General features: G+C 30.8%; 20 protein-coding genes. 14 read left to right on the top strand and 6 right to left on the bottom strand.

Translation table 11 applies throughout. The annotated features are described in order from the left end of the window. Positions 1–41: 41 nt before the first annotated feature. The 6 genes from ygeW to CS899_RS05500 all read left to right on the top strand — a co-directional run bounded on the left by ygeW (position 42) and on the right by CS899_RS05500 (position 9,680). Complete coding sequence (gene ygeW, locus CS899_RS05525; protein WP_100065168.1) at positions 42–1,238, top strand: knotted carbamoyltransferase YgeW; 1,197 nt, start codon at positions 42–44, stop codon at positions 1,236–1,238. A gap of 56 nt (positions 1,239–1,294) precedes the next feature. Then, positions 1,295–2,617 carry a YgeY family selenium metabolism-linked hydrolase gene (locus tag CS899_RS05520; protein ID WP_100065167.1) on the top strand — a complete coding sequence of 441 codons (1,323 nt, stop codon included), beginning with the start codon at positions 1,295–1,297 and terminating at the stop codon, positions 2,615–2,617. 80 nt (positions 2,618–2,697) lie between these two features. Then, a complete protein-coding gene (arcC, locus tag CS899_RS05515) occupies positions 2,698–3,633 on the top strand; it encodes a carbamate kinase (RefSeq protein WP_100065166.1) in 936 nt (311 codons plus the stop codon). A 26-nt stretch (positions 3,634–3,659) separates the two neighbouring features. Then, complete coding sequence (ygfK, locus tag CS899_RS05510; protein WP_100065165.1) at positions 3,660–6,698, top strand: putative selenate reductase subunit YgfK; 3,039 nt, start codon at positions 3,660–3,662, stop codon at positions 6,696–6,698. 73 nt (positions 6,699–6,771) lie between these two features. Continuing rightward, a complete protein-coding gene (gene ssnA, locus CS899_RS05505; protein ID WP_100065164.1) occupies positions 6,772–8,097 on the top strand; it encodes a putative aminohydrolase SsnA in 1,326 nt (441 codons plus the stop codon). 188 nt (positions 8,098–8,285) lie between these two features. Next, positions 8,286–9,680 carry a uracil-xanthine permease family protein gene (locus CS899_RS05500; protein WP_100065315.1) on the top strand — a complete coding sequence of 465 codons (1,395 nt, stop codon included), beginning with the start codon at positions 8,286–8,288 and terminating at the stop codon, positions 9,678–9,680. Between the two features lie 109 nt (positions 9,681–9,789). Here the strand turns inward: CS899_RS05500 and CS899_RS05495 are convergent, their stop codons facing one another. Beyond that, entirely contained in the window at positions 9,790–11,220 is a 1,431-nt protein-coding gene (locus CS899_RS05495) for an aminoacyl-histidine dipeptidase (protein ID WP_100065163.1), read from the bottom strand. Between the two features lie 592 nt (positions 11,221–11,812). Here CS899_RS05495 and CS899_RS05490 point away from each other — a divergent pair. From CS899_RS05490 to CS899_RS05455, 8 genes are all read left to right on the top strand, one after another. Beyond that, complete coding sequence (locus CS899_RS05490) at positions 11,813–13,729, top strand: OPT family oligopeptide transporter (protein WP_100065162.1); 1,917 nt, start codon at positions 11,813–11,815, stop codon at positions 13,727–13,729. Between the two features lie 3 nt (positions 13,730–13,732). After that, a complete protein-coding gene (locus tag CS899_RS05485; protein ID WP_100065161.1) occupies positions 13,733–14,080 on the top strand; it encodes a PqqD family peptide modification chaperone in 348 nt (115 codons plus the stop codon). 142 nt (positions 14,081–14,222) lie between these two features. Beyond that, on the top strand, positions 14,223–15,596 hold the full coding sequence (gene hydA / locus CS899_RS05480) for a dihydropyrimidinase (RefSeq protein ID WP_100065160.1): 1,374 nt from the start codon (positions 14,223–14,225) through the stop codon (positions 15,594–15,596). A gap of 130 nt (positions 15,597–15,726) precedes the next feature. After that, positions 15,727–16,866 carry a BMP family ABC transporter substrate-binding protein gene (locus tag CS899_RS05475; protein ID WP_100065159.1) on the top strand — a complete coding sequence of 380 codons (1,140 nt, stop codon included), beginning with the start codon at positions 15,727–15,729 and terminating at the stop codon, positions 16,864–16,866. Between the two features lie 74 nt (positions 16,867–16,940). Continuing rightward, positions 16,941–18,473, top strand: a complete 1,533-nt coding sequence (locus CS899_RS05470; protein WP_100065158.1) for an ABC transporter ATP-binding protein — start codon at positions 16,941–16,943, stop codon at positions 18,471–18,473. Further along, positions 18,466–19,563 carry an ABC transporter permease gene (locus tag CS899_RS05465; RefSeq protein WP_100065157.1) on the top strand — a complete coding sequence of 366 codons (1,098 nt, stop codon included), beginning with the start codon at positions 18,466–18,468 and terminating at the stop codon, positions 19,561–19,563. The genes CS899_RS05470 and CS899_RS05465 overlap by 8 nt, the downstream gene beginning before the upstream one ends. A gap of 1 nt (position 19,564) precedes the next feature. Continuing rightward, entirely contained in the window at positions 19,565–20,539 is a 975-nt protein-coding gene (locus CS899_RS05460) for an ABC transporter permease (protein WP_100065156.1), read from the top strand. Positions 20,540–20,741: 202 nt separating this feature from the next. Beyond that, the gene (locus CS899_RS05455; protein ID WP_100065155.1) at positions 20,742–22,172 is read left to right on the top strand and encodes an SLC13 family permease; all 1,431 of its coding nucleotides are present in this window, start codon (positions 20,742–20,744) and stop codon (positions 22,170–22,172) included. Between the two features lie 71 nt (positions 22,173–22,243). Here CS899_RS05455 and CS899_RS05450 read toward each other — a convergent pair whose 3' ends face one another. From CS899_RS05450 to CS899_RS05430, 5 genes are read right to left on the bottom strand one after another with little or no spacing between them, the layout of a single operon-like run. Further along, positions 22,244–23,338, bottom strand: a complete 1,095-nt coding sequence (locus tag CS899_RS05450) for an NADH:ubiquinone reductase (Na(+)-transporting) subunit F (RefSeq protein ID WP_100065154.1) — start codon at positions 23,336–23,338, stop codon at positions 22,244–22,246. A 9-nt stretch (positions 23,339–23,347) separates the two neighbouring features. Further along, positions 23,348–23,932, bottom strand: coding sequence for an NADH:ubiquinone reductase (Na(+)-transporting) subunit E (locus CS899_RS05445; protein WP_100065153.1), 585 nt, complete (start codon positions 23,930–23,932; stop codon positions 23,348–23,350). Continuing rightward, entirely contained in the window at positions 23,932–24,549 is a 618-nt protein-coding gene (locus CS899_RS05440; RefSeq protein ID WP_100065152.1) for an NADH:ubiquinone reductase (Na(+)-transporting) subunit D, read from the bottom strand. Before CS899_RS05440 ends, CS899_RS05445 begins: the two co-directional genes overlap by 1 nt. A 1-nt stretch (position 24,550) precedes the next feature. Beyond that, positions 24,551–25,159 carry an RnfABCDGE type electron transport complex subunit G gene (locus tag CS899_RS05435; RefSeq protein ID WP_100065151.1) on the bottom strand — a complete coding sequence of 203 codons (609 nt, stop codon included), beginning with the start codon at positions 25,157–25,159 and terminating at the stop codon, positions 24,551–24,553. Beyond that, a complete protein-coding gene (locus CS899_RS05430) occupies positions 25,159–26,130 on the bottom strand; it encodes an RnfABCDGE type electron transport complex subunit D (RefSeq protein WP_100065150.1) in 972 nt (323 codons plus the stop codon). Before CS899_RS05430 ends, CS899_RS05435 begins: the two co-directional genes overlap by 1 nt. Positions 26,131–26,362 lie beyond the last annotated feature (232 nt).

The raw sequence follows: 26,362 nt of genomic DNA, 5'->3' as shown, positions 1-26,362 counted from the left end.
TTATATAAATTTTAATGAAAATTTTAAGGAGAGAGATGAACATGAACACTAATTTTAATGAATTAATGGAAACATTAAAAGGATTAGAATATTCTAATCTTTACCAAAACGACTTCTTTTTAACTTGGGATAAAACTCAAGATGAATTAGAAGCTATTTTTGCAGTAGCAGATGCTTTAAGATACTTGAGAGAAAATAATGTAAGCACAAAAATATTTGATTCAGGCTTAGGAATATCTTTATTTAGAGATAACTCAACAAGAACAAGATTTTCATTCTCATCAGCTTGTAACTTATTAGGATTAGAGATTCAAGATTTAGATGAAGGAAAATCACAAATAGCTCACGGTGAAACAGTAAAAGAAACTTCAAACATGATTTCTTTCATGGCAGATATTATTGGAATTAGAGATGACATGTATATTGGAAAAGGTCACACTTACCAAGTTAATGTTGCTAACTATGTAGAAGAAGGATACAAAGATGGAGTATTAGAGCAAAGACCTACTATAGTAAACTTACAATGTGATATAGATCATCCAACTCAATCAATGTCAGATATGTTACACATAATTCATGAATTTGGTGGAATAGAAAACTTAAAAGGAAAGAAAATTGCTATGACTTGGGCTTATTCACCATCATATGGTAAGCCATTATCAGTACCTCAAGGTATTGCTGGACTTATGACAAGATTTGGTATGGAAGTTGTTTTAGCTCATCCAGAAGGATATGAGATAATGCCAGAAGTTGAAGAAGTAGCAAAAGCTAATGCTGATAAATACGGTGGTAAATTCACAAAAACTAACTCAATGGCGGAAGCTTTCAAAGATGCTGATATAGTTTATCCTAAGAGCTGGGCTCCATTTGCAGCTATGGAAAAAAGAACTATTCTTTATGGAGAAGGAGATCAAGCAGGTATTGATGCATTAGAGCAAGAATTATTAAAGCAAAATGCTAATCATACTGATTGGGCTTGTACAGAAGAATTGATGTCAACTACTAAAGACGGTAAAGCTTTATACATGCATTGTTTACCAGCAGATATTACTGGTTTAAGCTGTGAATTAGGTGAAGTTGATGAATCAGTATTTGATAGATACAGAATTCCTCTATATAAAGAAGCAAGCTACAAACCATATATAATAGCAGCTATGATGTTTATGCAAAAAGTTAAGAATCCTGAGCAAATGTTACAAAGCTTATTAGATCAAAACAAAGCAAGAGTTGCTAGATAGTAGATTAATAGACGATAATAATAATAAATAATTTAAATCAAGGGGGTATTTTACCAATGGCAGTAGATTTTGGAAAAATTAAGACAGCAGCAGAAGGTTACGCAGCAGATATGAATAAATTCCTTAGAGACTTAATTGCTCTACCAGGAGAAAGTTGTGAAGAAGGTCCTAAAGCTAAAAGAATTAAAGAAGAAATGGAAAAAGTAGGCTTTAACAAGGCTTGGATAGATAAACAAGGTAATGTATTAGGAGAAATGGGAACAGGTAAAACTCTTATCGCTTTTGATGCACATATTGATACAGTAGGTATTGGTAATAGAGACAACTGGGAATTTGATCCATATGAAGGATTTGAAAATGACGTTGAAATTGGAGGAAGAGGAACTTCTGACCAATTAGGTGGTATAGTATCAGCTGTTTATGGTGCTAAAATAATGAAAGATTTAGACATGCTTTCAGATGAATACACAGCATTAGTAACAGGTACAGTACAAGAAGAAGACTGTGACGGAAACTGTTGGTTATATATGATTGAACAAGAAAATATTAAGCCGGATTTCATGGTTTCAACTGAACCAACAGATGGTGGAATCTACAGGGGTCAAAGAGGTAGAATGGAAATCAGAGTAGAAGTAACTGGTGTATCTTGTCACGGTTCAGCTCCTGAAAGAGGAGATAATGCAATTTATAAAATGGCTGAAATATTATTAGACATTGAAAAATTGAATGAAAATGATGCTGCTGATTCAACAGAAATCAAAGGTTTAGTTAAAATGTTAGATGAAAAGTATAATCCAGAGTGGAAAGAAGCTAATTTCTTAGGTAGAGGTACAGTTACTACTTCTCAAATCTTCTATACTTCACCTTCAAGATGTGCAGTAGCTGACTCATGTGCTATTTCACTTGACAGAAGAATGACTGCAGGAGAAACTTGGGAATCATGTATTAAAGAAATAGAAGATCTTCCAGCTGCTAAAAAACATGGTGCTAAAGTTACTATGTACAAATACAGCAGACCATCATGGACTGGTTTATCATATGAGCAAGAATGTTACTTCCCAACTTGGGTAATTCCAGAAGATCATGAAGTAACTAAAGCTTTAGAAGAGTCATACAAAGGACTTTATGGTAATGATAGAATTGGACCAGAAAGAGAAATGGCTAAGAGAAGTGCTAGACCATTAACTGATAAGTGGACATTCTCTACAAATGGTGTTGCAACAATGGGTAGACATAATATTCCTACAATAGGATTTGGACCTGGTGCAGAAGATCAAGCTCATGCTCCAAATGAAGTAAGTTTCAAACAAGATTTAGTAACATGTGCAGCAGTTTATGCAGCATTACCAACAATTTTTGTTGAAAACCACAGAAAATAATTCAATTTAATTAAGTAAAAGTAAAAAACTGAATATATCCTTAATAGGGTATATTCAGTTTAGTTTTTTAGGAGGAAAAGATGGGAAATAGAGTAGTTTTAGCTTTAGGAGGCAATGCTTTAGGGGATGATTTAGCTAGCCAAATGGAAGCTGTTAAACATACTTCAAAAGCAATAGCTGATTTAATAGAAGCTGGTAATGAAGTAGTTGTAGCTCATGGAAATGGACCACAAGTTGGAATGATAAATAACGCTTTCACAGAGTATGGAAAAGTAGATTCAAAATATCCATATATGCCACTATCCATGTGTGTTGCTATGAGTCAAGCATATATAGGATACGATTTACAAAATGCCTTGAGAGAAGAATTAAAAAATAGAGGAATAAACAAAACTGTTACTGCACTAATTACTCAAGTAATAGTTGACGAAAATGATCCAGCTTTTAAAAATCCAACAAAGCCAATTGGACCATTCATGACAAAAGAAGAGTCAGAAGATGCAACTAAAAGGGGAATGACAGTTGTAGAAGATTCAGGAAGAGGGTATAGAAGAGTTGTAGCTTCACCAAGACCACAACAAATAGTTGAAATAGATACTATAAAAGCTTTGTTAGATGCTGGCGAAGTAGTAATAGCTTGTGGAGGTGGTGGAATTCCAGTAGTAGAGGAAGGAAATCACTTAAGAGGAGTAGGAGCTGTAATAGATAAAGATTTTGCTAGTTGTGTAATGGCAAAACAAGTGAATGCTGATAACTTTATAGTTTTAACAGCTGTAGAAAAAGTAGCAGTTAAGTTTGGTACTCCTGAACAAGAATGGTTATCTTCAATGAATATTGAAGAAGCGAATGTTCATATAGGAAATAATGAGTTTGCACCAGGATCAATGTTACCTAAAGTTCAAGCTGCAATGGAATTTGCACAGTCAGGTGAAGGGAGAAAATCTTTAATTACATCACTAGAAAAAGCTTCAGAAGGTCTTGAAGGAAAAACTGGAACTTGGATAAGTGTAAAATAAGCACAGAAAAAATAGGGGGATAAAAAATGAGTGAATTTATGAGACCTATTCCATTTAAAGAAATAATGGAATGGTGTATAAGTGAATACAAAAATCAAGAAACTGTTTTTGGTGTTCACAAAGATAAGTTTTATAGAAATGAAAAAGGAACATATATTACAACAGTATTAGGAGATAAAATGGGTTCAGCAGTTGGTCCTGCAGCAGGTCCACAATCCCAATTAACTCAAAACATCATTGCTTCATACTTAACAGGAGCAAGATTCATGGAAATAAAAACTGTTCAAATTATGGATGGTGAAGAAATACAAAATGCAGTAGCTAGACCATGTATCTTTGCAGAAGATGAGTGTTACAACTGTGAGTGGTCAACAGAGTTGACAGTTCAACAAGCATTTGATGAATACACTAAAGCTTATTTTGCTATTCAGGTATTAGCTAAGGAATTTGGATTAGCTGACTACAAAGATTTTGCTTACAATATGTCAGTTGGTTATGACTTAGCAGGAATAAAATCTGAAAAAGTTAATGGCTACATAGAAGGATTAAAAGATGCTTCAAATACTCCTATATTTAATGAATGTAAAGAGTATTTAGCAGAAAATATAGATAAATTTAGTAAATTTACTAAAGAAGATTTAGAAGCTATATCTCCAAATATTTGTAGATCTATAACATTATCTACATTGCACGGATGTCCAGCAGATGAGATAGAAAAAATTGCTCATTACCTATTAACAGAAAAACATTTAAATACATTTGTTAAATGTAATCCAACAATGTTAGGTTATGACTATGTAAGAAAAACATTAGACAGCATGGGATTTGACTATATTTCATTTACAGATCACCACTATAAAAATGACTTACAATACGCAGATGCTATAGAAATGTTTAAGAGGTTAACAGCTACTTCTAAAGAAGAAGGATTAGCATTTGGTTTAAAAATAACTAATACTTGTCCGGTTGATACTAAGAGAAATGAATTACCTTCAGAAGAAATGTATATGTCAGGTAGATCATTATATCCATTATCAATAAGCTTAGCTGCTAAATTATCTAACGAGTTTAAAGGTCAATTACCAATTTCTTACTCAGGTGGTGCTGACGGATTAAATATTAGAGAATTATTCAAAACAGGTGTTCAACCAATAACAGTGGCTACTACTATATTAAAACCAGGTGGATACCCAAGATTTAACCAATTAGCAAAAGAAACAGAAGATTTATTAACACCAGAATTTAAAGGAATAGATTATGAAGCATTATCTAAATATGCTGAAGATGTAAAGTCTAATCCTGTAAATGGAAAGTTATATAGAGATAAAGTTACTTCAAGAAAAACTACAAAAGAATTAGAATTAACTGATTGTTTTCAAGCTCCATGTAAAGATGGTGGTTGTCCAATTAACCAACAAATTCCTGAATACTTAAAATTAGTTTCAGAAGGAAAATATGAAGAAGCTATAAAAGTAATAGCTAATGATAATACTGCACCTACTATATTAGGACAAATTTGTAGTCATCACTGTCAAGAATATTGTACAAGAGTTGACTATGAAAAATCAGTAAAAATCAGAGATATGAAATTAATAGCTGCTGATAACGCACAAGAAAAATTAATTACAGAAATTAAAAAATCTGATTTAAAATCTGATAAAAAGGTTGCAGTTATAGGAGCAGGTCCAGCGGGAATTGCAGCAGCGTCTTATTTAAGAAGAAACGGTATGAATGTTGTTGTATTTGAAAAATTAGCTAAACCATATGGAATAATTAGTCATGTTATACCAGAATTTAGAATTTCTGATGAGCAAATAAATAGAGACTTTAGAATAGCAGAAGCTCAAGGTGTTGAATTTAAATTTAATACTGAAGTAACTGAAAGCTATGCTGAATTAAAGAAAGAATATGATTATATTGTAGTTGCAACAGGTGCTTGGAAAAATGGTAGTGCTCCAGTTAAAGAAGGTGCTGAAAATACAGTAGATGCCCTAGACTTCTTATGGGAAATGAGATCTGGAAAAGGTATGGATTTAGGTAAGAAAGTAGCAGTAGTTGGAGCAGGAGATGTTGCAATGGACTGTGCTAGATTATCAAAAATGCAATCAGGAGTAGAAGAAGTAGTTCTTGTATATAGAAGAACTGAAAGCTACATGCCAGCAACTCAAGATGAAGTAAATGCTGTTAAAGCAGCTAATATAGAGATTATGGAATTAACAGCACCATTAAGCTATGATGGCAAAGTATTAAAATGTGAAAAGATGAAACTTGGTGACTGGGATGCTTCTGGCAGAAAGTCTGTTGAAGGAACTGGAGAATTCTTAGAATTAGAATTTGATACAGTAATAGGAGCTACAGGAGCTAAAGTTGATACTTCTGCATTTGAATCTAATGGAATAAACTTAGATGAAAGAGGAAGAGTTAAAGTTCTTGAAACTAGAGAGTCTAGTATTGAAAATGTTTATGTAGTTGGAGACTGTAAAGCAGGGGCTTCTACTATAGTTAAAGGTATGGCAGATGCTAAATTTGCAGCATTAGATATTTTAGCTAAAGAAGGATTAGAAAATGACTTTGAAATATTCAACGTTCCAGAAGATGACAAAGTGATATATGACAAAAGAGCTATATTACAAAGACCATTAGAAGGAAAAGAAGAAGGAAGTCGTTGTTTAAAATGTGATCAAATCTGTGAAATTTGTACAGAAGTTTGTCCTAATAGAGCAAACGTAGCAATAGAAATAGACGGATTTAAAACAGGACACCAAATAGTTCACATTGATGGAATGTGTAACGAATGTGGTAACTGTGCAGTATTCTGTCCAACAGCTGGAAAACCATACAAAGATAAAATAACAGTATTCTGGACTGAAGCAGATTTTGTTGATTCAACAAATGTAGGTTTCTTAAGAATAGCTGATAATAAATTTAAAGTAAGAGTGGAAAATGGAAATATAGTTGAGCATACTTTAGGAGATGGAAACATTTCAGATACTTTAGCTAAATTCTTAGATACTCTATTAAAAAATTACGAATATTACTGGGCACCAACTGGTAAAGTAAAATAATATAAATATTAAGGATAATGATTAAATTCATTATCCTTGATATAAATTGAACCATTAAAAAGGAGATAAACTAATGATTATAGGTAATGGTGTATTAATAACTAATGATGCTGAAAACAATTTTTATGATTGTGGAGCAGTTTTAGTTAAAGATAACGTTATAGAAGATGTTGGAAACTTTGAAGACATTAAAGCGAAATACCCAAATGAAGAAGTAGTAGATGTAAAAGGTAAAGTAATAATGCCAGGTATGATCTGTGCACATTCACATATTTACAGTGCTTATGGAAGAGGAATGGCTCCAAGTTTACCAATTACAGATTTTTATACAGTATTAGAAAATCAATGGTGGAGATTAGATAAATTACTTACTACAGAAGATGTTAAATTAAATGCTTTAACTACTTATATTGAGTCTATACAAAATGGTGTTACAACTTTAATTGACCATCATGCTGGTCCTAATTCAGTAGAAGGTTCATTATTTACAATTAGAGAAGCTGCTTTAGAAACAGGAATGAGAACATCTTTATGTTACGAAGTAACAGATAGAGATGGAATGGAAATAGCAGAAAAAGGTATAAAAGAAAATGTTGACTTTATAAAAGCTTGTCAAGAAGATGATAAAGGGGATATGGTTAAAGGATTATTTGGAATCCATGCTTCTTTTACAGTTTCTGATGAAACTTTATATAAATCAAGAGAAGCTATGGAAGGCGTTTATGACGGATATCATGTTCACGTAGCTGAAGGAATTGAAGATCAATATGAGTGTTTAGAAAAACATGGAAAAAGAGTAGTAAATAGACTTCATGATTTTGATATGTTAGGACCAAATACTTTGGCTGTTCATTGTGCACATGTAAGTCAAGCAGAAATGGATATATTAAAGCATACAAATACAAAGGTTGTTACAAATCCAGAATCAAACATGAACAATGCTATTGGAGCACCTCCTACTATAAAAATGATGGAAGAAGGAATAGTAGTTGGACTTGGTACAGACGCTTATACAAATGATATGTTTGAATCATTAAAAGTTGCTAATATTTTACAATCACATAATGTTTGTAAACCAGGAGTAGGATTTATGCCAGCTATAGAAGCACAATTCAAAAATAATCCTAAGATATTAGCTCAATATTATAATAAGCCAGTAGGAACATTAGAAAAAGGAGCATATGCAGATTTAATTACTTTAGATTACTTCCCGCATACTCCGATAAATGCTAATAACTGGTATGGACATTCATTATTTGGATTTACAGGTAGACTTGTTATTGATAATATGATTAATGGTAAATTTGTAATGAAAAACAGAGAATTGACAAATGTAGATGTCCAAGCAATTCATGCTAAATCAAAAGAAGCAGTAGTAAAAGTTTGGAAACACATGTAATATTAAATAGGAAGTAGTTTAGTCTACTTCCTACATAGTATAAAAATAAAAACATTTTATAATTACATATTTTATATTGTATTTATATTTTTATATCGTACTTTATTAAAATTACTTTATGTAATTATGTAATACAGGGGGATAAATTGAATAAAGGAAAACAAAACAAAAGTGAATCACTTTTCGTGATGGATAGTAATCCTAGTCTTGGTAAATGTTTACCAATATCACTACAACATTTTTTAGCGATGATAGTTGGAAATACACTACCATCTATAGTTTTAGCAGGAACATTAGCATCAAAACACGGTTTTACTGATGCTGATAAAGTAAATTTAATTCAAGCGGGTATGTTTATTGCTGCTATTGCAACGTTCTTGCAATTAATACCAGTATTAACAGTTGGAGCTAAATTACCTTTAATTATTGGAGTTTCATTTTCATATATTCCAGTTTTAAATGAGATAGGAAAAAATTATGGAATAGAAGCAGTAATGGGTGCACAGCTAGTTGGGGCCATAGCAGCATTTATAGTAGGAATGTTGATAGGGAAAATTAGAAAATTCTTCCCACCAATAGTTTCAGGTACAGTAGTGCTTACAATAGGACTTTCATTATATTCTGTAGCTTTAAATTATATGGCAGGTGGAAATAATGTAGGAAGAATTGCAGGACAGTCAGATGCAGTACCTTTTGGAAACTGGAGATTTTGGGTTGTAGCATTAGTAACATTATCAGTTGTTTTAATTTGTAATATGTTTGCAAAAGGGTATATGAAATTAGCAGCTATACTTATAGGAATTGTAGTTGGATATGCTGTTGCATTAGGATTTGACACATTTTTAGAACCAATGAAAAATGCTGATGGGCAAATCATAAAAATGATTAACTTCAAAACATTTACAGATTCAAATTGGTTTGATTTACCTAAGTTAATGCCATATAAACCATCATTCCCAGGTGCAGCAGTAGCTACAATGGTAGTAATGTTTGTAGTTAATGCTGTACAAGCCGTTGGAGATATTTCATCAACTACAATAGGTGGTTTGGATAGAGAAGCAACAGATAAAGAAATTTCAGGTGGAATAAAAGCCAATTCAGTAGCTTCAGCAATAGGATCACTTATAGGAGCATTACCTCCAGCAACTTATAGTCAAAATGTTGGTATAGTAGCAATGACAAAAGTTGTAAGTTTAAAAGTATTTAAAATAACAGGAGCGCTTATTTTAGGAGCAGCATTTTTACCTAAATTTGGTGCATTAATGCTTACTGTTCCTCAGGCTGTAATTGGGGGAGCAACTGTTTCAGTATTTGCTCAAATCACAATGAGTGGTATGAAATTAATAACTTCTGAAGAATTATCTATAAGGAATTCAACGATAGTTGGACTTGGAGTTGCATTAGGAATGGGAATTACTCAAATTAGTAAAGCAGCTTTCTACACATTCCCAGATTGGTTCTCAATGATATTTGTTTCATCACCAGTTATATTAGCTACATTAGTAGTATTTACTTTAAATTTAATATTACCACAAAAATCATTAGCTGAAGAACAAGCTGAAAGAGATGAAATGGAAAAATAAACAAAAATTGGTTGATTTAAATCAACCAATTTTTTATTTTAAACATAAAAAAAGCAGCTATTTTCATAGCTGCTTTTTTGTACATAAACTAAAGTAATTTGTTTTTTGGTTATTTTAAATTTTCTAATAATTTTTTTGTGTAGTTCCAAACTCTTTGAACAGATGAAATGCTCATTTGTTCAACAGGAGTATGAGCTCCAGAAATTGCAGGACCAAAACTAATCATATCTGTATTAGGTAATAAGCCCTTTAATAATCCACATTCTAATCCAGCATGAATTGAAGAAATTTCAGGTTCTTTACCATAAACTTCTTTAAAAGTTTCTATTGATATATCTCTTAATTTTGAATTAGCTTCATATTCCCAAGCTGGATAAGCAGAGGATTCTTTAGTTTCAGCATTAACTCTTTTAGCCAATACATTTACAACTGTGAGAATTTCTCTTAAAGAGCTAGCAGAAGCAGAACGCACAGATGCAACAATTTCAATCTTGCCATTATTTTCACCTATGATTGCATTATTTATTGAAGTTTGTACCAAGCCTTCGATATCTTTGCTCATATATTGAACTCCATCTGGAAGAATCATTAAATAGTCAATTATATTATCGCTTAATTCTTTGGTATAAGTTTCCTTGCATTCAGTTACCTTATATTCAAAAGTAAAACCTGGTTCTTCAACTCTATACTCTTCTTTAATTTCATTAGCAAGAGTTACTAAAGTATCTTCAATTTTAGAAAAGTCATTAACTGCTATTGTTGCTTTTGCATCACTTGGTATAGCATTATGTTTAATACCACCTTCAATATTAGCTAAAATAATATCATTTTTAACAGAAGTTAAAAGTCTTGCAAGTACTTTAAGTGCATTGGCTCTTTGCTTAATAATTTCCATGCCTGAATGTCCACCTTTTAATCCTGATATTGTTAATTCGTATGCTTTAGATGTAGTTTCTTGTTTTTCGATATTAAAAGTAGTATTTATATTTGAACCACCAGAACAACTAACTAATAAAACTCCTTCTTCTTCTGTGTCTAAGTTTAATAAGCGTGTTCCTGAAAGGTGGTCAGATTTTAAAGCAAAAACTCCATCCATACCAGTTTCTTCATTAGTGGTAATTAATAATTCAATAGGTGGATGAGCATACTCATCTGAATCAAGTAGTGCAAGTCCAAATGCAACAGCAATACCATCATCTGCACCTAAAGTAGTTTTATTGGCTCTAATTATATCATCTTCAACAATCATTTCTATTGGGTCAGTATCAAAATTGTGATTGGAATCGTCAGCCTTTACAGCGACCATGTCCATATGACCTTGTATAATTACTGGCTCGGAATTTTCATAACCTGCGGTGCCTGGCTTCTTAATTATTACATTTAATATTTCATCTTGGTAAACTTCAAGATTTCTATCTTTAGCAAACTTAACTAAGAAATCACTAATTTCTTTTTCGTTTCCTGAACTTCTAGGGTGTTGATTAATTTCGTAAAACCATTTCATAACTTCTTTTGGTTCAACATTACTTAAATTATTCATTGTTGTAGCCTCCTATTTATAAAATATTTAATTTTTAAGAAATATACTAAAATAATTAAAAACATATTCAATAAAATACAAAAATATGTATAAATATTAAATATATTTTTAACTGATAACGAATATATTTCTGTTAACAATTAATATGATACATCATTTTTTTTGAAAATACAAGGATTTTTGAATTTGGAATTTTATACTAATATGATTAAGAAATCGTTATAATTAAGGGATAATTATTTTTGTTAAATAAAAAAGTGGTATTTTGCAGTTCACAGTGCTATAATAAAAAAGCAACAATTACTAAAGTTAAATGAGTATTATTACGTTAATTATCTAATTTATTGAAAAAAAAGGATAAAAAAATAACGACAAAAATAAAAAATATTAATTTTTATTCAGGAAAATAATATTTGAACTATACTTTTTGGCATACATATAATATAGTGTAGTATATTTTAAATTAAAATAATTATGTTTATGTAAGAGTTTATACTATATTAGTATATTTGATAAAATAAAGTAATCGTTTTTTTAGTACGCATTTAATTAAAAAATTGCTGTAAAATTGTTTTAAGGGAGGAGTATTTAGATGAGTAATAAAAAACTATCTAAGGAAGCTTATGGTGGAGTACACGGCAAGGATTATGTTCCATATATAACAGATAAAAACAAGTCTGGTATGAACATGAAAGTAATAATTATAGGTATTATTCTTGCTGCTGTCTTTGCTGCTTCTACAGCATATTCTGGAATGAAAGCGGGGTTAACAGTAGCAGCAGGTATTCCTGGATCTATAATAGGATCTGCCTTGATATCTGTTTTTGCTAAACAAAAGGGAATTCTTGGTAAAAACTTAGTGCAAGGTATGGCAAGTGGTGGAGAATCAGTTGCTAGTGGTATGATATTTGTATTACCAGCTGTTATATTAATAGGAAGTAAACTTTCTTTTATTGAAGGACTAATTGTAGGCGTGGCAGGTGTTCTTTTTGGTATTGGAGTTACAGCATTAGTCTATAAGTTTTTAATAGTAGAAGAACATGGAAAGTTAATGTATCCAGAGTCAATGGCTATAGCAGAAACTCTAGTTGCATCAGATACTGGTGGAGATTCAGTTAAGTACATGGGAATAGGATTTGCTATAAGTGGTGTTATAACTTTAATAACCACATCATTTTTAAATGTAGCAAATAATGTAATAAGTATTGTAGGAAATAAATTCTATAAGTTTAAAATGGAATTGGAAGTAAACCCTCTTTTATTAGGAATTGGATTTATAGTTGGATTAGATGTGTCTTTAACTATGTTTGCAGGATCTATATTAGCTAATTTAGGAGTTATGCCATTAATTGGATATTTTTCAGATATGGCAAAAGATGGAATTCCAATTTGGAATGATGCTGCAGCAGAGATAGCCAATATGGATGTTAATGCTATTTCAGGAAGTTACCTAAAATACATTGGAGCAGGAATGATGATTTTTGGAGGAGTAATAGGTGCAGTTAAACTTATTCCAACAATAATATCTTCTATAAAGGAGACTATGAAAGCTAAATCATCTTCATCTAATGGTGAAGGATCCTCAGTAAAATTCATGTTAATATTAGGAGTTTTATTTGCGATTGTAGGATCAGTTCTAATTTCAGATGGAATTTTGATGGCAGTAGTTGGAGTAATTATTTCCCTTATATTGGCTGCATTATTTGTTATAGTTTCAGGTAGATTAACAGGAACTATCGGCACATCTAATCTTCCAGTATCTGGTATGACTATTGCTTCATTAGTAATAATAACACTTATATTTGTAATAATGGGATGGACTGATCTTAAAGACAATAGATCTTTATTACTATTTGCTACATTTATAGTAGTTGCAATAGCTATGGCTGGAGGATATTCTCAATCACAAAAATCAACATATATAATTGGTGGAAAGAAAAGTGAAATGGATAAGGCTTTTTTAATATCAGGTATAGTTGGTGTAATAGTTGTAGTTGGTACATTAATTATATTAGCTGATCAATTGGCTATAACAGGAGATAAACCTCCATTTGCATTGCCACAGGCAAATTTAATGGCAACACTTACATCTGGTATAACTTCAGGAAAATTACCATGGGTAATGATTATAGTTGGTTTGATACTTGGTTTGGTAATGTTCTTTTTAAAACTTCCAATAATGACAGTAGCTATTGGATTTTACTTACCAATTTCAACAACATCTATTATATTAGTTGGTGCTTTAATTCGTGTATTAATAGAAAAAACAACTAAGAATAAAGAAAATAGAGATGCAAAAGTGTCTAATGGAGTAAGTTTATCATCTGGATTAGTTGCAGGAGGTTCTATTATAGGATTAATTGGTATTATCTTTAAAGTATCAGGTTTAGTAACTCCAGGAGAACCTACTGGTTTTGCAGCAGGAAATGGGATGGCAACTATACTATTAGTAGTTTTAGTAGTATTAACATACTTATTTATAAATAAGTACAAAGCGAAGAAAAAATAATATATGGAAACAAATGAAGATGTTTTAAATATAGTTTACAATAAGAATGATTCTATAATTTATGAAACAGATGAAAATGGAATTGTAACAATTCTTGAAATACAAAATCATAAAATACAAAGATTTTTTAGAAAAATTGGGTTTAAAATACCAGAATATAGAAAAACAGAATTAGATGAATATTCTAGCTATGTATTTTTACTAATTGATGGAGTAAATTCAATAGAAAAAATTGGAGAATTGTTAGAGAATCATTTTGGAGAAAAGATACAACCTTTATATGAAAGATTACTTTTATTTTTAAATCATATTGATACAAATTGTGGCTATATATATAAGTTAGAAAATTAAAATAATTGAATGCAGAAAATACAGTTCTAAGTTAAATAATAAATGAACTGTATTTTTTGTATATAAATATTGTTAATCAATAAATAGATTATATTAAAAGGTGATATAATAGATATAGATTTTAACAATGGAAGGTGATTTTATGAGTATATTAATTAAAAATATAGAAATATATAATGGAAAAGATAATTTTATAGCAGATATATATGCAGAAGATGAAATTATAAAAAATATAGGGCAAAATTTACAAGTAAAAGCAGAAAAATTAATAGATGGAACTGGAAAAATATTACTTCCAGGGGGAATAGATGTACACACTCACTTTAACTTAGATTTAGGAGAATTTGTAGCAGTAGATGATTGGAAGTCAGGTCCTGTTGCAGCAGCTTTTGGAGGAACAACAACAGTAGTAGACCATATAGGTTTTTTAGAGAGAGGTTCATCTTTACAATCAATGGTAGATCATTACCATGAAATTTCAAAAGACAAACCTATAATTGACTTTAGCTTTCATGGAGTAATGCAAGAGACTGAAGATAGCATGATAGATGAAATACAAACATTATATGATGAAGGAATAGTTAGTTTGAAATTATATACAACTTATGGTGGAAAAGTTGAGGATGATCAAATACTTAAAGTTCTACAAAAGGCAAAAGAAACAGGTACAGTTGTATGTGTGCATTGTGAAAATGATGGATCAATAAAAGTTTTAAGAGAAGAATCTGAAAAAGAAGGACATTTTGAGCCTATTTATCATGCAAAAACTAGACCAAATGTAACTGAGGCAGAAGCAATAAATAGACTTGCTTATTTATCAAAAATAGCTGGAGATCCTAAATTATATATAGTTCATACATCTACATCTGAAGGATTAGAAGAAATAAAGAAAGCGAGAAAAAATGGATTAAAAAATATTTATTGTGAAACATGTACACAATATTTAACCTTGACTGAAGATAAATATTTAGATGAAGTAGAAGGTTTAAAATATATAATGGCACCTCCACTTAGAAAAGAAAAAGATGTTGAAGCTCTTTGGAAGGGAATAATAGATGGAGATGTTGATGTAATTGCAACAGATCATTGTCCTTTTATGTTTAAAGAACATAAATTAAAATATAAAGATGATTTCAAAAAAGTACCAGGAGGAGCACCAGGGGTGGAAGAAAGAATGGAAATTATTTTAACAGAGGGAACTAAAAGAGGAGTTTCTATTAATCGTTTACTAGACTTGCTGGTTCATAATCCTGCTAAAATTATGGGGTTATATCCTAAAAAGGGCAATTTATCTATTGGCTCTGATGCAGATTTTGTAATATACAATAAAGAACAATATACTATATCAGAGAATAATAGACATTCAGCAGTAGACTATACGGGATATGAGGGATTTAAGTCGAATTTTAAGGTAGATACTGTAATTATAAGAGGAAAAGTAGTAGTAGAAAAAGGGAAACAAGTGGCAAAAGAAGGATATGGTAAATTTGTAAAAAGAATATTTGAAAAACATTAAAATGAATAACTATTCACAAAACAGATAGGGAAAATAATTTCCTATCTGTTTTTTATTAAGGAAAATGAATGTTATTAAATTGACGAAATTAAAAGTTAATGCTATTATTTATTCAAAGAGAGGTGGAAAGATGAAGAAAAAATTATTATTATTAATGACAATTTTAATGATGTTTGCATTAGCGGCATGTGGAGGAGATTCTAAAAAATCAACAGGAGAAGATGGAAAAAAATCAGGAGATGCTATTTCTAAAGAAAATATAAAAATAGGATTTGTACATATTTCTGATCCAAGCGATAAAGGGTATACTTACAACCACAATTTAGGAACAGAGAAGATGATAAAGGAATTGGGATTAAAAGAAGATCAAGTAATAAATAAGTTTAATATTCCAGAAAGCGCGGAAGCTGAAACTGCTATTAGAGAACTCGCGGAATCAGGTTGTAATATAATTTTTGCAACAAGCTTTGGATTTGAAGATTATCTTTTAAATGTAGCTTCGGAATATCCAGAAATTCAATTCTGTCATGCAACAGGATATAAGTCAAAAGATAGCGATTTAGAAAATGTACATAATTATTTTGGAGAAATATACCAAGCTAGATACTTATCAGGTATAGCAGCAGGTCTTAAAACAAAGAGCAATAAACTTGGATATGTTGCAGCACAACCATTTGCAGAGGTTATAAGTGGATTTGATGCTTTTTATTTAGGAGCAAAAAGTGTAAATCCTGAGGTTGAAATGATGGTAATGTACACTAACTCATGGAATGACCCTACTAAAGAAGCACAAGTAGCTAAAGCATTAATAGATAAGGGGTGTGATGTTATAGGACAGCATTGTGATTCTACAGCACCAGCAACTACAGCAGAGAAGAATGGTGTATTCCATGTTGGTTATAACTCCAATATGATAGAAGCAGCTCCGAAAGCTTCTTTAACATCAGCAGTTTGGGATTGGTCAAAATATTTAGAATATGCAACAAATGCAGTTTTAAATGGTGAGAAGATAGAAAAAGATTGGAGCAAGGGATTAAAAGATAAAGTTGTGGATATATCTGACTTGAATAAGAAAATTGTAGCAGAAGGTACAGAAGAAAAAATAGCAGAAGCCAGAGCTAAAATTGAATCTGGAGATTGGGATGTATTTACAGGACCATTAAAAGATAATAAAGGAAAAGAAGTAGTAAAAGAAGGAGAAACATTTAAGGAGCCACAGTCAGCACCAACTTTCGAACATGTTTTAGAAGGAATTACTGTAGTAGAATAGGGAATTAATAAGAAATATGACAAAATGGTAAATAGGCAGAGGAGACTCTGCCTATTATAGGTTAAGGAGGAGCTATGAAAAGTGAATTAGCTGTTAAATTAGTTGATATAACAAAAACTTTTGGCTCTACAGTTGCAAATAGTAAAGTTAATTTAGATTTAAAATTTGGAGAAGTTTTAGCTTTACTTGGAGAAAATGGAAGTGGTAAAACAACATTAGTAAATATGCTAGCAGGCTTATACTATCCTGACAGTGGAGAGGTATTTATTAAAGGAGAAAAAGTGTCTATAAAGTCTCCAAAAGATTCATTTGATTTGGGAATAGGTATGATACACCAACATTTCAAATTAATTGATGTTTTTACTACAGCAGAAAATATTATATTAACTTTACCAGAAACAGAAAAATACAATAAAAAAGTTATTAATGAAAGAATTTCAGAAATATGCAAAAAATATGGTTTTGAAATAGATTTAAACAAAAAAATATATAACATGTCTGTTTCTGAAAAGCAAACTGTAGAAATATTAAAAGTATTAGTTAGAGGTTCGGATATTTTAATATTAGATGAGCCTACTGCTGTTTTAACCCCTCAAGAAATAGAGAAACTTTTTAAAATATTAAAAACTATGAGAGATGATGGTAAGGCTATAATAATTATTACACATAAATTAAATGAAGTATTAGAGGTTTCAAATAGAGTCTCTATTTTGAGAAAAGGTGAATACATAGATACTGTAATAACAGAAGAAACTACTAGTGGTGAACTTACAGAAAAAATGGTAGGAAGAAAAGTTGATTTAAGTATAAAAAGAAATAGGACTAAATTTAATAAAAAACTATTGGAAGTAACAGACCTTAGTGCAACAAGTGAAGAAGGATATAAGGTTTTAAATAGAATAAATTTTTGCTTGAAAGCAGGAGAAATATTGGGTATAGCGGGTATTTCTGGAAGTGGTCAAAGAGAGTTGTGTGAATGTGTATATGGTTTATACAAAAATAAAAGAGGAGTTGTTAATTTATATAGGGAAGGTAAAAAATTTAATATTTTAGGAATGAATCCAGAACAAATTTCTAAAAAGGGATTCAACATTGGTTTTGTGCCAGAAGATAGACTGGGTATGGGATTAGTTGGAGATTTAGGAATTGATGATAATATGATATTAAAAAACTATAAAGGAGATAAGGGTATATTTATAGATTATGGAAAATCAAAAAGAATATCAGAAAAAGTTATTGAAGACTTAGAAATAAAAACTCCAGGAATAAAAACACCAGTAAAAAAACTATCGGGAGGTAATATTCAAAAAGTTCTAGTAGGCAGAGAGATAGAAAGTTATCCAGAAATATTAATAGTTGCTTATCCTGTTAGAGGCCTTGATATTAATTCTTCATATACAATATATGACTTATTAAATAGAGAAAAAGAAAGAGGAGTAGGAGTAATATTTGTAGGTGAAGATTTAGATGTTTTAATGGATATATCTGATAGATTAGCAGTAATGTATAATGGACAAATAATGAATATTGTAGATCCTAGAGAGGTTACAAAAGACGATATTGGACTATTGATGATGGGTAAAAAACAGGAGGTTTCTAATGTATAGTACTGTTAAAACAACAAAAAAAGAACCTCTAATAAGAATAGTAAAAAAAGAAGATATAGGTAAAGCAAATGCTATCATTATAAGGGTTGTAGCTATATTATTGGCACTACTAACAGGAGGACTGTTAATGTTGATATTAGGTAAAAATCCGATAGAGATATATTCTAGTATGGTAAATGGAGCATTTGATGGAAAAATAAGAATACAAGAGACTATTAAAGTTGCTATTCCACTACTGGTAGCGGGAATTGGAGTTTCTTATGCTTTCAAAATGAAATTTTGGAATATAGGAGGTGAAGGACAAATATTAATGGGAGGTATAGCAGCTACTGCAATAGTGGTATATGGAGAAAGTATACCAAAGATACCTAAGTTAATATTAATGTTTTTTGCTGCAATAATAGCAGGTGGGCTATATGGATCTATACCAGCATTTTTCAAAAGTAAATGGAATACTAATGAAACATTGTTTACACTTATGCTTAATTATATAGCTTTGCAATTTGTAAGATTACTACAATATAGAGATGGATGGCAAGCTCAGGGAACTACTTTTCCTAAGATAAGAAACTTTACAATGGATGAGAGATTACCTAAAATATTAGGAGTACATATAGGTTGGATAATAGCGCTAGTAATAGTGATAATATCTTATATTTACCTAAATAAAACAAAACAAGGATATGAAATTTCAGTTGTTGGTGGTTCGGAGAATACAGCAAAATATGCAGGTATGAACGTAGGTAAAATATTTATAAGAACAATGTTTATATCAGCTGCATTATGTGGAATAGTTGGATTTTTACAAGTAGCTGGAGCAGATGGAACATTAACTGAAAATACAGCAGGAGGAGATGGATTTACTGCTATAACAGTAGCTTGGATGTCACATTTAAATCCTTTTATAATGGTTCTAATGTCATTGTTTATAGCATTTTTAGAAAGAGGAGCTAGTAATATACAAACCACTCATGGGATACCTGCATCAATGGCATCTGTATTAACAGGAATAATATTGTTTTTCATGTTAGGATCAGAATTCTTTATAAATTATAAAGTAATATTTAGAAAGAAAGTAAAGGAGGAGTAGTATGAATGTATTACTAAATTTAATAAATGCAGCAGTACTAGCTGGAACTCCCTTACTTCTAGGAACTATAGGAGAAACTTTAACTCAAAAATCAGGAAATTTAAATCTTGGAGTTGAAGGTATGATGTTTATGGGAGCAGCAACTGGACTTGGAGCTAGTTGGTACGCTGAAAAACTTTTAGGAATAGAAGGATTTGGAGCGGTGATTGTAGGAGTAGTAGTTGCATTTTTAGCAGGATCTCTAGGAGCTTTAATATACTCTTTCTTGACTATATCGTTAAGAGCAAATCAAAATGTTGTAGGATTGACACTCACAATATTTGGTACAGGATTCGGGAATTTTGTAGGAGAGTATCTGAGTGGAAAAGCTGGTGGATTTGTTGCTGTGTCAGATGCTACAAAAGCTGCTTTTGGAAATATAAATTTGGGGCCACTTTCAAAAATTCCAATATTAGGAAAATTATTATTTCAATATAATTGGATGGTATATTTTACAGTTATATTGGCATTAATATTAGCATACTTCCTTAATAAAACAAGAAAAGGGTTAAATTTAAGAGCCGTAGGAGAAGACCCAGGAACAGCAGATGCAGCAGGAATTAATGTAACTAAATATAGATATATATCTACGATAGTAGGTGGAGGAATATGTGCACTAGGTGGACTTTATATTTCAATGGTAACATGTGCTGGAGTATGGGTTCATAATTCAGTAAGTGGATATGGCTGGTTAGCAGTTGCACTTGTAATATTTGCAACTTGGAGTCCAATAAGAGCTATTTATTGTGGAATTATATTTGGAGGGTTAACAATACTTAGGATGTATGTTCAAATACCAGGAATACCACTACAAATTTATGATATGTTACCATATTTTGCAACAATTATAGTTCTTATAATAACGAGCATTAGACAAATAAAAGAACATTCGAAACCAGAAGGTACAGGAACAAATTACTTTAGGGAAGATAGGTAAAAGTTTATATATAATATATATCAATTAATATTAACCAAGTAAAGAAGCAGAGTGTATAGGCATTCTGTTTTTTTATAAATTTGTTATTAAAGAATATGTTATTATAGGAATTATAATATGTTCTTTAATAAGTTTCATATAAACGATAAGTAAAAATATGAAACAATACTAGAATAAGATGATATATACTTAGGAGGAAAGTATGGAAAGAAAGTTAAATTTAAGAATATTAAAATATTTTGGATTTTTAATGTTTGTATTAGCGGGGGGAGTTATAGGTATAGGTCAAGTATTTGATTCAAAACTTGATAAAACAGGACATTTAACAGTAATGTTATTGTTAATAACAATAGGACTTTGGATATTTAAGCCTTTCAATCTTCCGTTTTCAGTTAGTGGCTGTTTTTTTATGGCAGGTTTACTTGCGATAGGTGTACCATCAAATATTGTATTTTCTGGGTTTTCAGGTACAGCATTATGGTCATTAATACCAGCTCTTTTTTTTGGAGTAGCTCTAGCAAAGACAGGTCTTGGAAGAAGAATAGCATATTTTGGTATGAAAAGTATAAAAGTAACATATCCAAATATTTTATTAATGTGGATGATAATAGGAATAATACTTTCCCTACTTACACCATCAATAACAGTAAGGGTAGTAATTGTAATGCCAATAGCATTACAATGTGTAGAGATATGCAAATTAAAATATAATTCAAAAGGAAGATCGCTAATATTAATAACAGCTTGGATAATGGCAATTATACCTGGATTGGGATGGCAAACAGGTTCCCTTGCAGGACCGATGTTATCTGGATTTTATGAAGCAGTTCCGAAATTAAGAGGGTTAGTAACTTTTAATTCGTGGGCAAAAGTTTTACTATTACCTATTGTAATAATAAGTGCTTTAACAGTAATAGCATCTTATTTTGTATTAAAACCGTCAGAAAAATTAAATATTGGGAAAAATGTATTTTTAAATGAATATAAAAAACTAGGGACGATAACAAGAGAAGAAATAATAACAGCAATTATATTAGTTGCATCGTTTTTATTTTTTGTAACTAATTCAATTCACAAAATACCAGATGCATCAGTATGCTTAATGGCACTTTTTCTTCTTACAGCAACCAAGATAATAGAAGTAAAAGATATAAGCACAGGTATAAGTTGGGATCTTGTAATATTCATAGGTACAGCGATGAGCTTCGGAAGTGTATTTGCTGAAACAGGAGTATCTAAATGGATGTCTGATATTTTAGTGGAATTACTGTATCCTATATCAAGTAGTCCTTGGATATTTATGCCAATAGTACTAGTAATAATGTTTTTATGGCGTTTTGTAGATATAGCAGGATTTGCGCCAACAGTAGCAATAATAATTGCAATATCCCCAGAAGTATTTTCACGTTATAAAATAAATCCATTGATATGGCTACCATTACTTTGTATAGCAATGAATTCTTTTTTCTTAAGTTATACAAATATGTTTGCATTAGTAGCACAATCCAATATGAAAGAAAAAGGTTGGTCTCAAAAACATTTAACGAAATATGGGATAGTATATTTTGTTGTTTCTCTTATAACAGTAATAGCAGTAATACCATACTGGAAGAATATGGGGTTATTTGGATAGATTATTAATTTAAAATGCAAATAATAAAATATAAAAAAGACTGGGATATCCCAGCCTTTTTTATTAATAAATTAAAATTCATCAAAGTAAATTTTTTCGTTTGGTACGCTTTTTTTATTAAGAGATTCAACTATAGAACTTATCATTACAGGACTACCGCAAAGATATGCTGTATAATTACCTCCATTTTCCAAGTACGTGTCAATAGAATTTGTTACTCTTCCTTTGTCGCCAGACCAATTTGAATCTTCAGAAACTCTAGAAAGGGTAGGCATAAACTTAAAATCATAAAGTTCTTCCTCAAACATTTTCATTTCGTCTAATAAGAACAAGTCATCTTCAGTTTTTGCGCCAAAATAAAATCTAGCTTTTCTTTTTATATCATTATCTTTCATGTGATATAAAATAGAGCGTATAGGAGCAAAACCTGTACCTGCTGCTACCATTACTATTTCACTATCATCATCGTGATAATAGAAATCTCCATAAGGGCCATTTAAATCTATTTCTGTACCAACTTCAACGAAGTTGTGCATGTAAGTTGTACAAATACCACCAGTATAACCAATTAATAGTTCGATGTGGTTATCATCTTTAATAGATGAAGCTACTGAGTAAGCTCTATATACTTCTTCAGTATTTCCATCATATTCAGGGGCTTTAATTTGTACGTATTGCCCAGGTTTAAATTGAATTTTTTCACCTTCTGGAAGTTCAAATCTAAACTTCTTAATTTTGTCAGTCATAGGTTCAATATCTACAATTTTTACTTTATATTCTTTAACATTAAACAGTTCTTCAGGAATTTCAATTTTCATATTTTCTTTAACTTTACATTGACAAGAAAGTCTCATATTATTTTTTTGTTCTTCTTCTGTAAGCCAAGGTTTTTCAGTAGAAAGAAGTTGTCCTCCACCTTCTATAACTTTTACTTTACAGTAACCACAAGACCCTTTTCCACCACAAGCAGAGGGGATAAAAATCTTTTCATTTCTAAGAGAATCCAGCAATGTATTTCCACCGTCGATGGTATAAGTTTTTTCTTCATTAATGACTAAATCAACTTCACCATAATTGGCGATATATTTATCAGCAATAGTTAAGATAATGGCAAAAAGAGCACATAAACCAGTTATTACTGCTGTAGTTATTAAAATTGTACTCATTTCGTCCTCCTACGATATTTGAACTATTCCAGAAAAACCTATAAAAGCCATAGCCATTATTCCCGTAATAATAAGAGTAATAGGGGCTCCTCTAAGTCCTTCAGGTAGTGTGTTTTCATTAATTCTACTTCTAATTCCAGCCATAGAAATTATAGCTAGAGCCCAACCAAGTCCAGAACCAATAGAGAAACCAACAGTTTGTGCAAAATTATAGTTTCTAATAACCATAAATAAAGAAACTCCAAGGATTGCACAGTTAACAGTGATTAAGGGTAAAAATATACCAAGGGCATAGTATAGGTTTGGAACATATTTTTCCAAAATCATCTCTAAAAGTTGTACAAAAGCAGCAATAGAGATAATAAATACTATAAATCTTAAATATTCAATACCAAACATCACCATTAATTCATACAAGAAATAGTTTATTATTGTAGTTACAGTTATAACGAAAGTAACGGCTACACCAAGTCCTGTAGCAGTTTCAATTTCCTTACTAACAGCGACAAATGAGCACATTCCTAGGAAATTGCTAAATATCATATTACTTGTAAATATTGATGCAAAAAATATTACTAATGGATGTATTGTCATTATTTTTTAGCTCCTTCCTTTTTATTTCTAATGTTATATGCTATCCACATAATTATTGGTAAGATGAAAAATGCTCCTGGAGGCATGACCATCATGGTCCATGGAGTAAAAGATTCTGGCATAATACCTATTCCAAATAAAGTACCAAAACCAAGAAATTCTCTTATTACAGCTATTAATAATAGAACTATCGTGTATCCAACACCTGAAATAAGACCATCGACAAAAGAAGGGATAGGTTTATTTGCAATAGCAAAAGCTTCAGCTCTTCCCATTATTATACAGTTGGTAATTATAAGACCAACATAGGGACCTAATGTCTTACTCATTTCAGGCATATATGCCTTCAAGAAAATATCTACCAATATTACATAAAATGAAATTATAAATACTTGAACCATCATTCGAATATGTTTAGGAGTAATATTTCTTAATAAAGATATAGAAAAAGAAGAGAAAGCCGTAACAACAGCTAACGCAACTCCCATAACGAGTGAGTTCATAGCAAAGTTTGTAACTGCTAAAGTCGAGCATAAACCTATAACTTGAACAAGTACAGGGTTATCATACAGTAGTGCATCTGACACTATTTTTTTATAATTTTGTTTTCCAGCCATACTATACTCCTTCCCTTGCTTTAATAAAAGCTAAAATATCTTCGTTTAACATATTAACAACGAAAGTAGAAGTTTGAGTTGCCCCTGTAATAGCGTCTACATTGCCACCTGGTGCTGGTTTATTAATAATAATATTACCACTAGAAGAATCTGAAATATCTAAATTTCTAAACTGGTTTTTATAATCATCTTCAGAAATTCTTCCTCCAAGGCCAGGAGTTTCTTCTTGTTTTATAAACTCAATTCCTGTTACAGTTTTTAAATCCGAAGTAATGCCTAAGTAGCCTTCAATACCTCCCCAAAGTCCAGGACCGTTAAAAGGAACGGCATATGCAACAGTTTTACTGTTTTCTTCTAAAATATAAAGTGGTTTGTTCTCAAACGTTTCCTCTTTAACCTTGTCATTAAATGTAGAATCAATTTCTTCAGGAGAAGCATTTTCTGGTAAAACATCAAATACAGTAAGTATTTTTTGTTTTAATTCAATTTCTTGATTAAATTCGATTACAGGTAAAGAGGCATAGTTTACGCCAGCTAATATTAAAGTAAGAATACCAGCTATTACAGCCATGAAAAGAACAGGATAAATTATACTTTTTTTCTTAGACATTACGCCACCGCCCCTTTAGCTTTCTTTCTAGCTTTAATTTTTTTTACAGCATAGTCTATAATAGGTGCAAAAGTGTTTCCTATTAAAATAGCAAACATCATACCACCAGAGAATAGTGCAAATCCTCTAATAATTACAGTAACTACACCAATGATAATTCCATAAATCCATTTTCCTGGAACCGTTTTAGCAGCTGAAATGGGATCTGTTGCCATAAATACAGTACCAAATAAGAAGCCTCCAAATAGTATTCCATAAAGAGGATTAGGAACAGACTCAATTCCAATTAAGTAAAATACAGTAGATAATGCTGCAAAACCTAAAATAGAGCCAGCCATAATTTGCCAAGAAGCCACTTTTTTATAAATTAAATAAATCCCTGCTAAAATTATTAAAATTTTAGACGTTTCACCAATTGCTCCTGGTATGTTTCCAATAAATAAATTGATAATATCTGAAAAGATTCCTTCGTTTCTAAATGCTAACATAGGAGTTGCAGTAGATAATGCATCTATATTAGGTAAAGTAAATACTCCAAATCCTCCTGGAAAACCACTAGCAGCTTCATTCCATGCAATAGTAAGTGGGTTAGGGAAATTTATATAAACAAAAACTCTTCCAACTAAAGCAGGATTAAATATATTTTTACCGAAACCTCCAAATACCATTTTGCCAAAGAATACTCCGAAAGCAATGCCTACACCAGACATCCAAAATGGTAATGAGACTGGTAAAGTCATAGTATATAAAATGCTTGTAATAATAACTGCTTCAGAAATTTTTTTCCTTTTGTAAATTTTGGTTTCACACAAGTATTCTACAGTAATAGAAACTAAAAGATTCACTAAAAGTAATGCTAAAACTCGCCAACCAAAATTGTAAATAGCAAAAATACTTATAATTACAAGTGGTATTAAAACAGTACGCATCATCTTTTGTTTAGTGAAATATTTTTCGTAAAAACTTTTCATATTATTCACCTCCAAAAAAGTAATATTAAATTATTGAGATATTGATATATGAATAATTAATAAATAATATCTCACAAGAATAGTATATCATGATTTTTAATAAATATAAGGCAAAACATTAGAATTATAGTAAGTAAGAATAGGATAAGTTAAAAGACAGTATAAATAATTTTAATGACTAAGTTAATAAATATATATTGATATACATTAACTATCAATATGTAGATTTGGA

The organism is Miniphocaeibacter massiliensis (assembly GCF_900232905.1).
In the GTDB taxonomy this organism is placed as follows: domain Bacteria; phylum Bacillota; class Clostridia; order Tissierellales; family Peptoniphilaceae; genus Miniphocaeibacter; species Miniphocaeibacter massiliensis.
Note: the sequence above shows the minus strand (reverse complement) of the source record. Positions and strands in the feature narration are given on the sequence as shown.

What these genes read in the sequence shown, in the direction of transcription:
- ygeW (WP_100065168.1), top strand. Translation starts at nt 42, where the DNA reads ATGAACACTAATTTTAATGAATTAATGGAAACATTAAAAGGATTAGAA.
- CS899_RS05520 (WP_100065167.1), top strand. Translation starts at nt 1,295, where the DNA reads ATGGCAGTAGATTTTGGAAAAATTAAGACAGCAGCAGAAGGTTACGCA.
- arcC (WP_100065166.1), top strand. Translation starts at nt 2,698, where the DNA reads ATGGGAAATAGAGTAGTTTTAGCTTTAGGAGGCAATGCTTTAGGGGAT.
- ygfK (WP_100065165.1), top strand. Translation starts at nt 3,660, where the DNA reads ATGAGTGAATTTATGAGACCTATTCCATTTAAAGAAATAATGGAATGG.
- ssnA (WP_100065164.1), top strand. Translation starts at nt 6,772, where the DNA reads ATGATTATAGGTAATGGTGTATTAATAACTAATGATGCTGAAAACAAT.
- CS899_RS05500 (WP_100065315.1), top strand. Translation starts at nt 8,286, where the DNA reads ATGGATAGTAATCCTAGTCTTGGTAAATGTTTACCAATATCACTACAA.
- CS899_RS05495 (WP_100065163.1), bottom strand. Translation starts at nt 11,220, where the DNA reads ATGAATAATTTAAGTAATGTTGAACCAAAAGAAGTTATGAAATGGTTT.
- CS899_RS05490 (WP_100065162.1), top strand. Translation starts at nt 11,813, where the DNA reads ATGAGTAATAAAAAACTATCTAAGGAAGCTTATGGTGGAGTACACGGC.
- CS899_RS05485 (WP_100065161.1), top strand. Translation starts at nt 13,733, where the DNA reads ATGGAAACAAATGAAGATGTTTTAAATATAGTTTACAATAAGAATGAT.
- hydA (WP_100065160.1), top strand. Translation starts at nt 14,223, where the DNA reads ATGAGTATATTAATTAAAAATATAGAAATATATAATGGAAAAGATAAT.
- CS899_RS05475 (WP_100065159.1), top strand. Translation starts at nt 15,727, where the DNA reads ATGAAGAAAAAATTATTATTATTAATGACAATTTTAATGATGTTTGCA.
- CS899_RS05470 (WP_100065158.1), top strand. Translation starts at nt 16,941, where the DNA reads ATGAAAAGTGAATTAGCTGTTAAATTAGTTGATATAACAAAAACTTTT.
- CS899_RS05465 (WP_100065157.1), top strand. Translation starts at nt 18,466, where the DNA reads ATGTATAGTACTGTTAAAACAACAAAAAAAGAACCTCTAATAAGAATA.
- CS899_RS05460 (WP_100065156.1), top strand. Translation starts at nt 19,565, where the DNA reads ATGAATGTATTACTAAATTTAATAAATGCAGCAGTACTAGCTGGAACT.
- CS899_RS05455 (WP_100065155.1), top strand. Translation starts at nt 20,742, where the DNA reads ATGGAAAGAAAGTTAAATTTAAGAATATTAAAATATTTTGGATTTTTA.
- CS899_RS05450 (WP_100065154.1), bottom strand. Translation starts at nt 23,338, where the DNA reads ATGAGTACAATTTTAATAACTACAGCAGTAATAACTGGTTTATGTGCT.
- CS899_RS05445 (WP_100065153.1), bottom strand. Translation starts at nt 23,932, where the DNA reads ATGACAATACATCCATTAGTAATATTTTTTGCATCAATATTTACAAGT.
- CS899_RS05440 (WP_100065152.1), bottom strand. Translation starts at nt 24,549, where the DNA reads ATGGCTGGAAAACAAAATTATAAAAAAATAGTGTCAGATGCACTACTG.
- CS899_RS05435 (WP_100065151.1), bottom strand. Translation starts at nt 25,159, where the DNA reads ATGTCTAAGAAAAAAAGTATAATTTATCCTGTTCTTTTCATGGCTGTA.
- CS899_RS05430 (WP_100065150.1), bottom strand. Translation starts at nt 26,130, where the DNA reads ATGAAAAGTTTTTACGAAAAATATTTCACTAAACAAAAGATGATGCGT.